The following is a 13,763-nucleotide window of genomic DNA, read 5'->3' on the forward strand; positions in this document are numbered from 1 at the left end:
GTGAATGATGCAGGGGTGCCCACCTCCGCGCTGTCCTCCCGCCTGCCCGCGGAGCGGGTGGGCCGCGCCCCCTGGGTGCTCGTCGGCCTCGTCGCGGTCGTGACCGCGCTGGTGCTGGTCAACGCCCAGCACCCGCTCGGCCAGAACGCCGGCTTCCTCCCGGCGTTCTTGGCGCTGGTGGTGCTGAGCGACGCGATGACGGGCGTCGTCCTCATCGCCCTCTACGCGACGGGCGGCAACCCCCGCTACCTGGCCCTGTCCTGGGCGTACGCGTACTCCAGCGGGGTCGTGGTGGTGCACGCGGCGGTGTTCCCGAACGTCTTCGCGCCCGCCGGGGCGCTGGGCTCCACCCCGGACAGCGCGCCGTGGCTGTGGACCGCCTGGCACGTCGGGTTCCCGCTCCTGCTGCTCGCCGGCATCGTGCCCTGGCCGGGCCGGTTCGCCGCCTGGGCCAGCGGTCGGCGACGGCTGCGCAAGGTCGTGCTCACCCACCTCGGTGTCGCCGTGCTGGTGGTGGGGGTGGCGGTGACGTGCACGGCCTTCGCGGACCGTCTGCCCGTGATCATCGACGAGACCGGCAGCTACCACCGGCTCACGGTCGACTACGGCCCCGCGGTGCTCGCCGTCCAGGCGGCCGCGATCGTGGCGGCGGTGGTGAGCCTGCGGGGGCGCACCGGATTGGAGCGGTGGGCACTCGTCGCGCTCGTCGCGACGGGCGGGGACGCGCTCGTCGTCCTGCTCGCCGAGGGCCGGTGGACGGTCGGCTGGTACGGCGCCCGGATCATGGCGCTCACCGCCTCGTTCGTGGTGCTGGTCGCGCTGGCCACCGAGTCGATCCGGCAGGCGCGGGCCGTGCGCGAGTACGCCCAGCGCATGCTCGAGCGCAACGCGGAGCTCCGCGAGGCCCAGGCCCTGCGCGACCACATGATCGCCGTGGTCAGCCACGACATGAGGACGCCGCTGGGCGGCGTCTCGGGGTACCTGGAGCTCCTCGAGGCCGGTGACCTCGGCCCGCTGCGCGAGGACGGGCAGATGGCCGTCGCCCGCGCCCGGACCCTGATCAAGCGGGTCTCGCTGCTCAGTGAGGACCTGCTCACCGCCGCCAGCGGCGGGGTGCAGCACCTCACGATCTCGCCGCGCGTGCTCGACCTCGGCCGCGAGGCCGAGCAGGCCGTGGCGGGCTTCCCCGACCTCGACGTCCAGCTGGACGTCGTCCACGACCCCCGCGTGCGGGCCGACTCGCTGCGCGTCCAGCAGGTCCTCGCCAACCTGCTCGTCAACGCCGCCAAGTACGGCGCGGAGCCGGTGCGGGTCGTCGTCGACACCGATGGTCGGGACGCGCTCGTCTCCGTCAGCGACGCCGGCCCCGGTGTGCCCGAGGACTTCGTGCCGCACCTCTTCGAGCGCTACAGCCGGGCGCCCGGGGTGCAGGCGAACGGCTCCGGACTGGGGCTCTCCGTCGTCGCCGACATCCTGGACGCGCAGGGCGGGTCCGTCGCCTACCGGCCTGAGGGCAACGCGTTCGAGGTGCGGCTGCCGCTGCTGGGGGGCTGAGCCCGTCCGTGGGGCGGGTCAGTCCGTGAAGCGGGGAGGACGCTTCGCGGTGAACGCGTCGACGCCCTCGGCGAAGTCCGCGCCGGTGTAGACGCGCAGCATCCGCTCCTCGTCGTCCGCGGGCGCCGCCTCGAGCCGCAGGGCCCGGTCGAGCAGCTGCTCCTTGGTGGCGCGCAGGGTCGCCATGGACGCCGCACCGAGCCCCTCGAGCAGGTCCGCGACCGCGACGTCGAGCGCCGCACCGTCGGGCACCACGTCCATGACGGCGCCCACCGCGTGCGCGCGGTCGGCGCCGACGAGTCGGGACGCCAGCAGCATCTCGCGGGTGAGCGGCTCGCCGAAGACGGAGGCACAGCGGTGGACGACCGGCGCCGCCAGCGCGTTGCCGAGCGTCCGCGCGATCGGGTACCCGAACCGGGAGCCGCGGGTGGCCAGACGCAGGTCGCAGTGCGTCGCGACCGCCAGCCCGCCCCCGACGCAGACCCCGTCGACCGCCGCGATCGTCACCACCGGCGCGGCCAGCAGGGCCGCGAGCATCCCGCGGATCTCCTCCTCGTAGGCCACGGCCAGCCCGCCGTCCTCGCCGGTGCGGCCGAGGAAGTCGGCGATGTCGTTGCCCGCCGCGAACGCCTTGCCGCCCGCGCCGCGCAGGACCAGGGCCCGCGCCCCCGCGCCGAGGCCGGTCCCGGCTGCCAGGTCGTCGCACAGCGCGCGCAGGCCGAGGTACATCGCGCGGGTGAAGGCGTTGCGCCGGTGCGGCCGGTCGAACGCCACGTGGAGGACGTCGCCGTGCCGCTCGACCGTCATGTCCTGGGCGGTGTCCTGCGCGGTGTCCTGCGCGGTGTCCTGGGCCGTGTCCTGCTGCTCGTCGCTCACGGGTCTGTCCTACCCCACCGTCTGGGCACTCGGCAGTAGGGCCCGGCTGGGCCCATCTACCGAGCGCACCCGCGACTCCTCAGCGCCATCAGTAGTCGCCCCCGACCGGGCCCATCTACCGACTGCACCCGCGACTCCTCAGCGCCATCAGTAGTCGCCCCCGACCGGGCCCATCTGCCGAGTGGACGCCAGGCGCAGCAGGGCGAGGCGCACCAGGACCCGACTCACCAGCAAAGACTCACCAGGCGGGGTCGGTCTGGCCGGCGTTGAGCTCGCCCTGCTGCGCGTACCGGCGCCGGATGCGCTCCCCCTGCGCGGTGCGCTCGTCGAGCTCACTCTGCGCGCGGCGGCTGCGCCGGGGGCGCTGGGTCTGCTCGGAGTCCTCGTCGGACTCGCTCGACGAGCCGTCCGACTGCTCCGGCTGCGCCTCCAGCAGGGCCTCGAGCCGACCGGCCACCGTGTCGGCATCACCGGCGACGTCCTTCGCCGTCCCGGCCCGGGCCCCTCCGCCCGGCAGACAGCGCGCGAGCGCGTCGAGCCCGGCCGACCAGGCGGCGCGGGCGGCGTCCGTGTCCGCGTCCTGCGCCGCGTTCCCGACCGCCTCCTGCGCCAGCGCCAGGTCCACCCGGACCAGGCACTCCTGCGCGGCCGGTGGGTCCGCCGCCAGCGACCGGACGAGCAGCGTGACCGCCCCGTCCGCGTCACCCGTCGCCAGCGCCGCGACACCCTCGTCGTGCGGCGCGACCCACCCCTCGGGCACCCCCGTGGAGTCGTTGAGCGCCGCGGCCGCGCGGGCGTCGGCATAGCGGCCCGCGTCCCACGACGCGGCCGCCCGGTGGTCCGCGTAGGCCACCACCAGCAGCCGCGCCGCCACGAGCAGCGCGACCAGCACCGGGAGCGCCCCGGCGAGGAGCAGCCGGCGCCGGGCGCGGCTCGGCGCGGCAGGAGAGGAGGACGTCACGGGGCTGGTCCTCACGGGGCATCCCCCGTCCGATCGAGCACGCGCCGCGCCGACCGCGCCACCTCGGGCAGCGCCAGCAGGGCGAGGGCGAGGGCCCACCACCAGACGGTCCCGCGGCCCGGCGTCCCCGGGGCCGGGGTGCCGACGGCGTCGTCCTCCAGCTCCGCAGCCAGCGCGGCCATCGAGGCCGCCTCGTCCGCGCCGCCGGTGCGGTGGGCGTAGGTCCCACCGAGCGTCCGGGCGAGCGAGCGCAGTGTGGAGGCGTCGAGGCGGGTGACGGCCGGCTCGCCCGTGGCGGGGTCGAGGAGCGGGTCGTCTGACGCCGGCCAGCCCTCCTTCAGCTCGCGGGTGCTGGGCACGTAGCCCGCGTCCGCGGGCATCGTCGCGCCCGACGCCGTGCCGTACCCCAGCACGAGCGCGGTGCTCACGCCGCCCGAGCTCGACCCGCCCGACCCGCCCGCGGCGAGCGTCGCCCAGTCCGCCACCCCAGAAGCCCCCGAGGCGGTCTCCTCCCCGTCGGAGAGGACGACGAGCGCGGTCCGCGCGGCCTGCGAGCCGGTCGACGGCGCGCGGTCGAGGACCTCGCCGAGCAGTCCGACCGGCGTGGCCAGCGACGTCCCCGTGCCCGCGTAGGGCTGCTCCACGAGCACCTGGTCGAGCTGCCGGTCGAGCCCCTCGGTGTCGGTCGTGTACGGCACCCGCAGGGTCGCCTCCTGACCGAACGTGACCACGCTGATCCGCACGTCCGGCAGCGCCGCGGCCAGCGCCTCGACGTCGGCCACGGCGGCGGCGAGCCGCGTCTCGGGCTCGCCCGACCCACCCGCGTCCGCCGCGCTCATGGACGTCGTGCGGTCGAGCGCGACCACGACGTCCAGCTCCACGGGGTCCTGCGCGGGGACCGCGTCGCGCTGCCCCAACCCCAGCGCCAGCCCGACGGCCGCCACGGCGAGCAGCACGCGCCGGAGGACCAGCAGCACCCCGGCCAGCAGCGACCCGGCCAGCAGCGATCTGGCCGGCATCACCCCGTCCATCAACGAACGGCGGCTCATCGCGACCTCACCCACGCCCGACGCAGCGCGCCCACCAGCACGACGGCGAGGAGCGCCAGCGCCGCGAGCGGGGCCACCGCCCGGCCGGCGCCCGGGACGTCCACCCGGACGTGCTGGACCAGCCCCGGCGAGCGGGACGCCTCGAGCGCGTCGACCTGCGCGACGATCTCGGCGGTGCGGCGGGCGCCGGTGCTGCCGGCGGGTCCGGTGACGGCGAGGAAGCCGCCGGTCGCCTCCGTGGCGGAGGCCAGCTCGGCCCGCGCGTCCGCGTTCTTCGCCCTGTCCAGGGAGGCGGCACCGATGCCGTAGACGACGATGTCGTCGGCGGCCGCGACGGCCGCCGCCTCGGGCAGCGTGTAGGCGCCCTGGCCGAGTGGGTCGTTGTCGCTGGCCAGCAGGATCGCGCGGGAGCGGTGCTCGTCGAGCCGGTCGAAGGAGTCCGCGCAGGAGACGAGGCCGTCGCCGATGAGCGAGGCGACCCACTCCGGCGGGTCGATGCCGGCCAGGTAGGCGTAGCGGCGCTCGGCGAAGGCCTGCTGGGCGCGGGCGAGCTCGTCGCGCACGGCGGTGAGGTCGTCGGTGAGGGGCAGGACGCGGATCGCGGACCCCGACCAGAGCGTGAGGCCCACGCGGTCGCCCGGACGCAGCGAGTCGAGCACGTCGTCGACCGCCGCGAGCACCAGCGCGTTGTCGTTCCACATCGAGCGCGAGGCGTCCAGGCAGAGCATGAGGTCGCGCCCGACCGTCTCCCCCGCCCGCGTCTCGACCACGCCCGGCCGCGCCGCCACCCAGCCCGCCGACCCGACCGTGAGCAGCGCCAGCACGAGCGTCACCGCGCCCACCGCGCGACGCCGACGGCGTAGCGACGCGTACCGCGGCAGCGCCTTCAGTCGCGCCGCCCGCCGCGAGACCAGGGCGTCCTCGCCCGCGCGAGCCCGCGTGCCCCGCAGGCCCCACGCGGCCCCGAGCACCAGCGCGACGAGGGCCAGGAGCAGCACCGCGGCGCCCAGGTACGGCCAGAGCAGGTGCCCGGCGGCCCAGCGCTCGAGCCGGTCCGGGAGCAGCGGCGCCAGCGCCGTGCGCAGGACGTCGTCGAGGCGGGTGAGGACGCCGTCCGGGGTGATCGTGGCGGGGCTGACCGTGGCCCGGCCGGCCGTCGCGAGGCCGGTCACAGCGCCTCCACCACCGCGGCGGCGCGGTCGCGCAGGGCCACGAGGTCGGGCTGCGCGACGAGGTCCCCGGCCGCAGCGCCGAAAGCAGGGTCCTGGACGTCGGCCACCAGCCGCGCCGCCGCGGCCAGGCGCGGCTCGGCGGCGGCCGCGGCGGCGAGCCGCTCGGCCGTCATCGCCTCGGTCGGGAGGCCGGTCACCACGGCCGCGTGGGCCCGGACGATCTCGCTGACCCCCAGCGCGACGCGGCGGGGGTCCGCGGCCGCGCGCCGACCCGGCAGCAGCGCCGCCAGGGCCGCCAGCGCCGCTCGCCGGCTGGCCTCGACCTCGGGGGTCTCCGCGGCCACACCCGCCACCGGGGTGACGGCAGCCCGGCGCGTCCTCGTGGCCACCAGCACGACGACCACGTACCCGACCGCCAGCACCAGCAGCGCCACGGCCAGCCACGTCCAGCGCGGGTCGTGCCCGACCGGCCCCGACAGCTCCTCCGGCAGCCCGGTCGAGCCCCCGGACACACGGCCCAGGAGCACCGGGCCCAGCACCTCAGCGGCGCGCACGGCGCCTCCGCTCCACCACGGACAGGACGCCGCGGGCGACGGCGTCCACGTCGTCCAGGTGCGCGTGGGCCGCGCCGGCCTCGGCGCAGGCGGCCGCGAGGGTCGCGACGCGGGCCCGGTCGGCGTCGGCCTCGTCGCGGGCGAGCCGGTCGTCGAGCGAGACCCAGCGCGGCAGCAGCCTCCGGGCGCGGCCAGCCGCCGCCGGCGCGGCCACCCGCGGGGCACGCGCAGCAACACCCGTCGGCGCCGCGTCCCCCACCGACAGCACCAGCACCTCGTGCTGCGCCACCAGCCGGCGCAGCGGCGCCACGAGCGCGCCGGCCCCGGCCGGCTCCTCCGCAGGCGCGTCGATCACGAGGACGAGCAGGGTCCGCCGCCGGACGGTCCGGACGAGATGCGCGAGAAGCCCGAGCGTGTCGGTGCGACCGGACGACGCCTCGTGGACCCCCGCGAGGCACCGCTCCAGGTGCAGCTCCCCGGTGCGCGGGGGCAACTGGTGGAAGCCGTCCGCGTCGCCCCACACGGCGCCCACGGCGTCCGCGTGCTGCACCGCGAGCCAGCCGACCGTGCCCGCCGCCAGCACCGCCACCTCGCGGCGCGTGACCGGCCGCCCGGCCCCCGACCCCGACACCAACGGAGACGCCGACACCCCCGCGTGCGCATCGAGGTCCGCGCCGGTCGCGACGGCGAGCAGGACGGTGTGCCGCCGCTGCGCGACGTAGCGCCGCACCAGCAGCTGCCCGGAGCGCGCGCTGGCCTTCCAGTCGAGGTCGCCCACGTCGTCCCCGGGGACGTACTCGCGCAGGTCCGCGAGCTCCGGCCCCCGACCGGTGACGGCGGAGGCGTACTCGCCCTCCAGCAGCCCGCGCACCGGCCGGTGCGCAGGCAGCGAGAGGTGCGTGCGCACCCGCTGGACGTGACCCACGAGGAGACGGACCCGCAGGTCAGGGAGCCGGGACGGCCGCGACGACGGCGTCGACGACGTCCTCGGGGCGCACGCGGTCGGCCTGGGCGTCGAAGGTGAGGACGAGGCGGTGCCGCAGCACCTGGTGGGCGAGCGTCAGCACGTCGTCGGGGCGGACGTGGTCGCGGCCGGCGAGCAGCGCGAGCGCGCGGGCGACGTTGAGGAACGTGATGGACGCGCGGGGGCTGGCGCCGGTCTCCACGGCGGCCGCGAGCGTCGGCTCCGCGCCGAGCACCGACGCGGTGTCCCGGGTGGCGGCGACGAGCCGGACGACGTAGTCCTTCACCGACGGCTCGACGTGGACGCGGCGGACCAGTCGCTGCAGCTCGCGCACACCCTCCAGGTCGATGGCGGGGGCCTGCGCGTGCGCCGACCCGGCGTCCCCGTGCACCCCCGCGGAGAGCTCGCCGGACTGCACCCGGTCGAGCACCGCCACCTCCTCGGCGTGCGAGGGGTAGTCGAGCACCTCCTTGAGGGCGAACCGGTCGAGCTGGGCCTGCGGCAGCAGGTAGGTGCCCTCCTCGTCGAGGGGGTTCTGGGTCGCGAGCACGAGGAACGGCCGCGGCAGCGGGTGCGTGACACCGGCGATCGAGGTGTGCCCCTCGCCCATCGCCTCCAGCAGCGCGGACTGCGTCTTCGCGCTCGCCCGGTTCACCTCGTCGAGCAGCACCACGTTCGCGTGGACCGGCCCGAGCTGGGTGGAGAAGGAGTGGTCGCGCGGGTCGTAGACCTGGGTGCCGATGATGTCGGACGGCAGGAGGTCCGGCGTGCACTGGATGCGGCTGAACCGGGCGCCGACGGCGTGCGCGAGGGTGCTCGCGGCGAGGGTCTTGGCCAGCCCGGGGACCGACTCGACCAGCAGGTGGCCGCCCGTGAGCAGGGAGACGAGCAGGCTGCGCCGCAGGCTCTCCTGCCCGACGACGCTGGCGCCGACGTGCCGGTCGACCGCCTCGGCGAGCGCGACCGCCCGTTCGACGTCCGCGCGGCTCAGGCCGTCGGCGTGGGTCTGCACGCTCACGTGGGTCCTTCCCCCTGCCCCGCGGTGCGCGGCCCGTCCGCCGGCACCGTCGGTGGGGACCATTGTGACGGGTGGGGCGCCCTCAGGAGGCGCGGACGCGGAACGAGGTGTCGTTGACGGCGTAGAAGTAGTTGCCCAGGGCCCGGACCATCACCCGGGTGTCGGCCGAGCGCCGGCCCGGCAGCCGGACGACGGCGCGGCCGTCGTTCGGGGTGCGGGCGAGCACCGTCGTCCACGTCTGCCCGCCGTCGCGCGAGAGGCGGATGCGGACGTGGTGGGCCAGCCGGCGGGTGTGGGCGACCTTCCAGGTGACGACCATCCGCGAGCCGGCGGTGTGGGCCTTCCCGTCGGCCTGGGAGGTGACGAGGAACGGCCCGGCGTCCGGGTCCACCTTGAGCGTGGTCTGCGCCCAGGAGGTGCCGCCGCCGTCGGGGTCGGCGTCGCGCGCGGTGAGCCGCAGGTGCATGACCCGCAGCCCGGAGCCGTAGGAGCCACGCCAGGACGCCGTGGGCAGGTACTCCGAGAAGCAGGCCCGCTGCGTGGCGGTCGGCCAGTAGCTCCAGCCGACCTTGCAGCGGCCGGTGGCCGCGTTCGTGTTGCCGTCGAGCACCTGCTGGAGGTCGGGGAACCAGCGCGTGGAGGAGTGGGTCGCGGTGTTCTCGCCGGTGGCGGGGGACGTGTGGGGCGCGGTCACGTTCGAGGCGGTGCCGAAGACCCGGAACAGCGGCCCCCACCAGGACGACGTGCCGGCGTGGTTCTGGACCAGCGGGCGGCCGGCGGTGGAGCCGCGGTCGTTCTCCTCCCACAGGAAGGTGAGGGGGTCGCCGTCGGCGTCGGTGGCCGTGCCGTGCAGCACGAACGGGGTGCGGACCGGGATCGTCGTGCGCGCCGGCACCGACACCACGGGTCGGCTGTTGTCGACCTTGTGCACGGCGCCGTGCTGGCCCGGCGTCCCGCCCTGGGCCGTCTCCCCCACCGCGGCGGTGGCCGTACCGGTGGAGGTCACCTCGAGCGGGTCGACGGCCGGGTGGGAGCCCTTGGCCTCGGGGTCGCGGCTGCCGGCCACGATCACCTGGAAGCCGGTCTCGTCCGGGGTGCCGAGCGCGGCCAGGCCGGTCCCCCCGGCGGCGTAGGCGTCGTAGCCCCACTGCGCCACCAGCACCGTGCGGCCGAGCACCTGCTCGACGGCCGAGCGCAGGCCCGCCCGCGTGTAGTGCGTGACGGTCGCGGACGTGGTCTCCCCCGCGTCCGCCCCGGCGACCGCCGTGCCGGTGATCGTGAGGGTGTCGGTGTTCGGGTCGAAGCCGCTCAGGCTGACCGTCTGCACCTCGACCACGTCGTCCTGGTCGGAGGCGGTGTAGCGGCGGACCTGGGTCTGCGAGCGCTGCGAGAAGTACGGGTCGGTGTGGCTCTGGAGGTCGTCGGCGGCGCAGATGCCGGCGTAGCCCATCACGGACGACCCGGAGCCCGGCTCGACGGACGCCGCCGAGACCCGGTTGGCGCCCGAGCAGTTGCTCTGCGTGCCGTTGAAGGTGTGGGTGGCGGCGAACTGGTGACCGAGCTCGTGGGCCACGTAGTCGATGGCGAAGACGTCGCCGGTGGGGTCGGGCAGGCCGGTGCAGCCGCCGGAGGAGTAGTCGCGCCCCACGGTGCCGAGGTAGGCCAGCCCGCCGCCGTCCCGACCGAGCACGAGGTGGCCGACGTCGTAGCTGCCGGCGCCGATCAGCTGGCCGAGCACGGTGCGCATCCGGCCGAGCGTCTCGACGCCGCACGTCGCCAGCATCGCCGAGTGGAAGCTGCCGTCCGCGTCCTCGCCGGCCTTGTCGAAGCAGGCGTGGGCGCCGCACGGGCCGTTCGCGCCGGTGGCGCGGGCCTTGCTGCCGAGGTTGAGCTTGGCGGTGCCGTTGACCAGGACCAGGCGGATCGCCAGGTCGTCGTTGTACACCTGGTTCACGCGGTTGACGAGGGTGGTCTTCGCGGCCAGCACGTTCGCCGAGCCGCCCACGGCCTTGCGGTAGGACGGGTCGTTGACCAGCGCCAGACGGTACGTGCGGCGGGCGACCTGGCGGCCCGCGAGCGGGTCGCGCGTGGTGCCGGGCTTCGAGGACGTCGTCCTGCTGCTCGTGCCGCTGGTGCCGGCGCCCGTCAGCTCCGCCGCGGACTCCGTGCCGCTGCCCACCGTGAGCGTCCGGGAGAGCACGCTCTGGTCGACCGACTCCTCCAGCGGCGTCCCGTCGCTCAGGGTGTCCGCGGCGTAGGCGACCACGCGGGACTCGCCCCGCGAGACCGTCACCGGGTCGACGAGCCAGGACTGGGCTGTCTCCTGGGCTGCTTCGTCGCCTTCAGAGCTGCCGCCCGCGTCCCGCACCGCGGCGTGGAGGCCGAGCGGCGTGAGGTCGAGGCTCACCGTGGTCGAGGCGTCCCCGACCGCGTGCCCGGCGTAGGTGCGCAGCTCGGGGTGGCGGGCGGCCAGGCGGGCCTGGAGGACGCGGGTCGGGGTCACCACGAACGTGGCGGTGCCGCCGTCCGGGGTGGGGAGGTCGACGCGGGTGGTGCCCCCGGCGGTCCCGGTGCCCGTGCCGGCCGCCGCGGGGAGCGCGTCGGCCAGGGCGTCGAGGTCGACCCGGGCCGCGGCGTAGTCGCTCGCGTCGTCCGGGAGGGAGAGGGTGTCCTGCGTGCGGTCGCTGGGCGTCCAGGCGGGCAGGGGCGTGTAGAGGTCGCTGCCGCCGTCCGCGCTGCCGGCGGCGGGGGTGCTACCGGTGTCGTCCGCGCTCGCGGGGAGCCCGACCAGGCCCGCACCCACCAGCCCGGCGCCCGCGAGGGCGGCCACGAGGGCGGGCAGACGGGCGGTCACCCTTCCCGAGACAGGCACACGCGCTCCCTGGCTTGTCGACCCGGACCCGGACGTCGGGCCCCGCCCACCGTAACGGCCGGGCGGGGACCGACGTGAGTGCTCGGGCCGCGCCTGTGGAGAACCGGCGCGGCCGTGGGGGTCAGCCCTGCTGGAGCGTCCAGCGGCCCAGCAGCGTGCCGGAGTCCTCGAGGAGGAGGTTGAGGTCGAGCGCCATGTCGATGGGGGCGCCCTCGGTGATGCGCGGGTAGGCGCCGGCGACGAGGCGCGGGACCGTCGTCATGGTCAGCTCGTCGACGCAGCCCTGGAAGATCATGTCGCGCAGGAGGTGCGGGCCGCCCTCGCAGAGCTGCGAGAGCCAGCCGCGGCCGGCGAGCTCGGACTTCAGCCGCGGGAGGTCCACGCGGTGCGAGCCGAGGATGATGATGTGCTCCTCGCCGAGGATCTCGGTGGCCTCCGCGAGGCCGTCGGAGCGGGAGCAGGTGGCGAGGTAGACCGAGCCCTTCGGGGCGTCGCGGAGCTTCTCGGGGACCTGCGCCTTGCGGCTGACCAGGACGATCGGCTTGTCCGCGGGGCCGTAGCCCTCGGCCTTCGCGGTGCCGGCGCCGACGACGATGACGTCGGCCAGCGAGCGCAGCGTCGAGAAGACCCGCTGGTCCGGCGCGGTGTTGATGGAGCCGGAGAGGGCGTCGTCGCCGGTCGCGGACCCGTCCACCGTGCTGACCATGTTGACCCGCAGGTACGGCGACCCGGTCGGGACCGCGTAGAGGTCCCGCAGGTCCTCGTCGGTGACGTTCTCGTTCGGCTCGGCTCCGGTGAGGACTCGCATGCTGCACCCCTTCGCAGATGACCGGGCACGCCCCTGCTGCGCAACCCGGGTGGTCCCTCCCAACTGTGGCAGAGGTGTCCCCACCCCCGCGCAGGTGGGGTGGGGTTCACCTCTGTTCAGGTGAGGGCTCAGCGCTTGAGGACGGCGCGGTAGCCGCTCACCTTCAGCGTCAGCCGGTGCGACGTCCGGACCGCCTTCCGCAGCCGCTTCGGCACCGCGAACCGCACCCGCACCGTCCCGCCGGCCGCGAGCGTCACCCGCGCCGAGCGCACGGTGCGGGACGTGCCGGGCATCGTGAGCGCCACCCGGCCCGTCGCGTCCACCGCGCTGGCGAGGGTCACCGCGACCGTCCGTCCGGAGGCCGCGATCCTGGGGGACGTCGGGACGATCGCCTGGGTCCGGCCACGCACTGCGAGCACCGAGTAGTCCGCGGTGCCACCGGCCGCCCACAGGACCGTCTGGCGGTCCTGCGCCTCGTGGCCGAGCCAGGCCGCGCCCGACCACCCGACGCTGATCACGCTGTAGTCGACCGGCACCGAGATCGTCGACGAGCCCGGCTGGTCACCGCCGGTCACCGAGCCGGAGAGCGTCGTGAAGACCAGCGACTTCGTGGCGTCCGTGGTGGTGCTCAGGCAGGACAGGGACGCCGTCGCCTCGCTGTCCGCGTCGCCGCCGGAGAACCGGAAGGTCCAGGACGCGCCGTCGTCGGTCGGGACGGCGGCCGTGAGCCGGCCCGCGCCGGCGACGAACGCCGGCGCGACGCCGCGGCTGCCGGCCTCGCAGGTGACGGTGGCCTTGGCCGTGCCGTCGGCGGCCAGGTCGACCGTGGTCGAGGGCGTCGAGGTGACGTCCACCGTGCCGCCCGAGCCCGTGCGGACCGTGAGGCAGACCGCGAGGACCTTGGCCTGCACCTGCCCGTCCGTCCCGTTCTCGAGGGTCCAGGTCATCGAGCCGTTGCCACGCTTCGCCTTCGTCACGCGGACGTCGGAGTACGACTCGCCCTGGTCGACGTGCTGGAGCAGCAGGGAGCTGTCGACGAGCGTCGTGCCGGACGTGCAGCTGACCGTCGAGCTCTCCGTCCGCCCCGCCTGCACCGAGAGCTGCTGCTCCGCGCGCTGGTAGTCGAGCTGGTCGTCGGCCTGGGTGCCGGTCGTCGTCGTGCCGGAGCCCGAGCCGCTGCCCGAGCCGCTGCCGGAGCCGCTGCCGGAGCCGCTGCCGGAGCCACTGCCGGAGCCACTGCCGGAGCCACTGCCGGAGCCACCGTCATCGGTCCCGGGGTCGGCCTTGGCCGTCACCGTCCAGGTGAACGTGGAGGTCGTCGTGTTGCCGACCTCGTCCGTCGTCGCGACGTCGGTCGTGAACGTCCCGACGGTCGAGGTGTCCAGCGTGCTGCCCGCGGCCAGGTCACCGGCGCACTCGGCCACCCCGGACCCGGCGTCGGTGCACGTGTACGCGAGGGTCAGGGCGTCGCCCTGCTCCACCGAGGTCGCCGAGGCCGGCGTGAAGGTCACGGTCGGGGAGGCGCGGTCGATCTTCGCGCCGTCGAGGCTCACGGTGGTGCAGTTGTCCGCCAGGTCGCAGACCTTCGCCTCGGCGGTGGCATTAGAGGACTCCTCCCCCTCCGCCACCGTCGTCGACAGCTGGAACTCGGCAGGCTGGTCCGCACGGAGCCCCGTGCCGTCGTCGGACGCCGTGCAGTCGGCCGTCGCGTTCGCCGCCCGCCAGCCCGTCGGCAGGTCGTCGCAGACCACCGTCGGGGCGGTCGTGTCCGCCGTGGACTTCGAGAACGAGATGGTGAGGGAGCGGTCGCCCGTGATCTTCGGGAAGGTGTAGGCCGTGTCCGGGAGCGTGGTGGCCGTGGGTGCTGTCACGTAGGTCTCCGCCGCAGCAGCGGTCTCCGCCATCAACAACCTCGCTGTCCCGTCCGCCCCCGTC

Annotated in this window: 11 protein-coding genes; 1 reads left to right on the top strand and 10 read right to left on the bottom strand. The window is 75.7% G+C overall.

All coding sequences use genetic code 11. From position 1 onward, the window contains the following. Positions 1–15 precede the first annotated feature (15 nt). The gene (locus E8D37_RS18820; RefSeq protein WP_136571375.1) at positions 16–1,554 is read left to right on the top strand and encodes an MASE4 domain-containing protein; all 1,539 of its coding nucleotides are present in this window, start codon (positions 16–18) and stop codon (positions 1,552–1,554) included. A gap of 18 nt (positions 1,555–1,572) precedes the next feature. Here the strand turns inward: E8D37_RS18820 and E8D37_RS18825 are convergent, their stop codons facing one another. The 10 genes from E8D37_RS18825 to E8D37_RS18870 all read right to left on the bottom strand — a co-directional run. Further along, positions 1,573–2,430 (bottom strand): enoyl-CoA hydratase-related protein, encoded by an 858-nt coding sequence (locus E8D37_RS18825; protein ID WP_240770566.1) that lies wholly within the window; start codon positions 2,428–2,430, stop codon positions 1,573–1,575. Between the two features lie 238 nt (positions 2,431–2,668). After that, the gene (locus E8D37_RS18830) at positions 2,669–3,406 is read right to left on the bottom strand and encodes a hypothetical protein (protein WP_136571376.1); all 738 of its coding nucleotides are present in this window, start codon (positions 3,404–3,406) and stop codon (positions 2,669–2,671) included. Further along, positions 3,403–4,410 (bottom strand): VWA domain-containing protein, encoded by a 1,008-nt coding sequence (locus E8D37_RS18835; RefSeq protein WP_168929823.1) that lies wholly within the window; start codon positions 4,408–4,410, stop codon positions 3,403–3,405. The genes E8D37_RS18830 and E8D37_RS18835 overlap by 4 nt, the downstream gene beginning before the upstream one ends. A gap of 26 nt (positions 4,411–4,436) precedes the next feature. Beyond that, a complete protein-coding gene (locus E8D37_RS18840) occupies positions 4,437–5,612 on the bottom strand; it encodes a VWA domain-containing protein (RefSeq protein WP_136571378.1) in 1,176 nt (391 codons plus the stop codon). Next, on the bottom strand, positions 5,609–6,166 hold the full coding sequence (locus E8D37_RS18845) for a hypothetical protein (protein WP_136571379.1): 558 nt from the start codon (positions 6,164–6,166) through the stop codon (positions 5,609–5,611). The genes E8D37_RS18840 and E8D37_RS18845 overlap by 4 nt, the downstream gene beginning before the upstream one ends. Then, positions 6,153–7,091: a DUF58 domain-containing protein gene (locus E8D37_RS18850; RefSeq protein ID WP_136571380.1), complete on the bottom strand. Its 939-nt coding sequence runs from the start codon at positions 7,089–7,091 to the stop codon at positions 6,153–6,155. Before E8D37_RS18850 ends, E8D37_RS18845 begins: the two co-directional genes overlap by 14 nt. Positions 7,092–7,110: 19 nt before the next feature. After that, positions 7,111–8,148 carry a MoxR family ATPase gene (locus tag E8D37_RS18855; RefSeq protein ID WP_240770567.1) on the bottom strand — a complete coding sequence of 346 codons (1,038 nt, stop codon included), beginning with the start codon at positions 8,146–8,148 and terminating at the stop codon, positions 7,111–7,113. Between the two features lie 82 nt (positions 8,149–8,230). Continuing rightward, the gene (locus E8D37_RS18860) at positions 8,231–11,002 is read right to left on the bottom strand and encodes a M12 family metallo-peptidase (protein ID WP_136571382.1); all 2,772 of its coding nucleotides are present in this window, start codon (positions 11,000–11,002) and stop codon (positions 8,231–8,233) included. Positions 11,003–11,141: 139 nt separating this feature from the next. Then, complete coding sequence (locus E8D37_RS18865) at positions 11,142–11,828, bottom strand: dihydrofolate reductase family protein (protein ID WP_136571383.1); 687 nt, start codon at positions 11,826–11,828, stop codon at positions 11,142–11,144. A 128-nt stretch (positions 11,829–11,956) separates the two neighbouring features. Continuing rightward, a partial coding sequence (locus tag E8D37_RS18870; protein WP_206055860.1) for a hypothetical protein occupies positions 11,957–13,763 on the bottom strand: 1,807 nt, incomplete at its 5' end.

The sequence above is a fragment of the Nocardioides sp. GY 10127 genome (assembly GCF_004919085.1).
GTDB lineage: Bacteria > Actinomycetota > Actinomycetes > Propionibacteriales > Nocardioidaceae > Nocardioides.

Coding starts and splice junctions, on each gene's coding strand:
- E8D37_RS18865 (WP_136571383.1), bottom strand. CDS start 11,828: ATGCGAGTCCTCACCGGAGCCGAGCCGAACGAGAACGTCACCGACGAG.
- E8D37_RS18835 (WP_168929823.1), bottom strand. CDS start 4,410: ATGCCGGCCAGATCGCTGCTGGCCGGGTCGCTGCTGGCCGGGGTGCTG.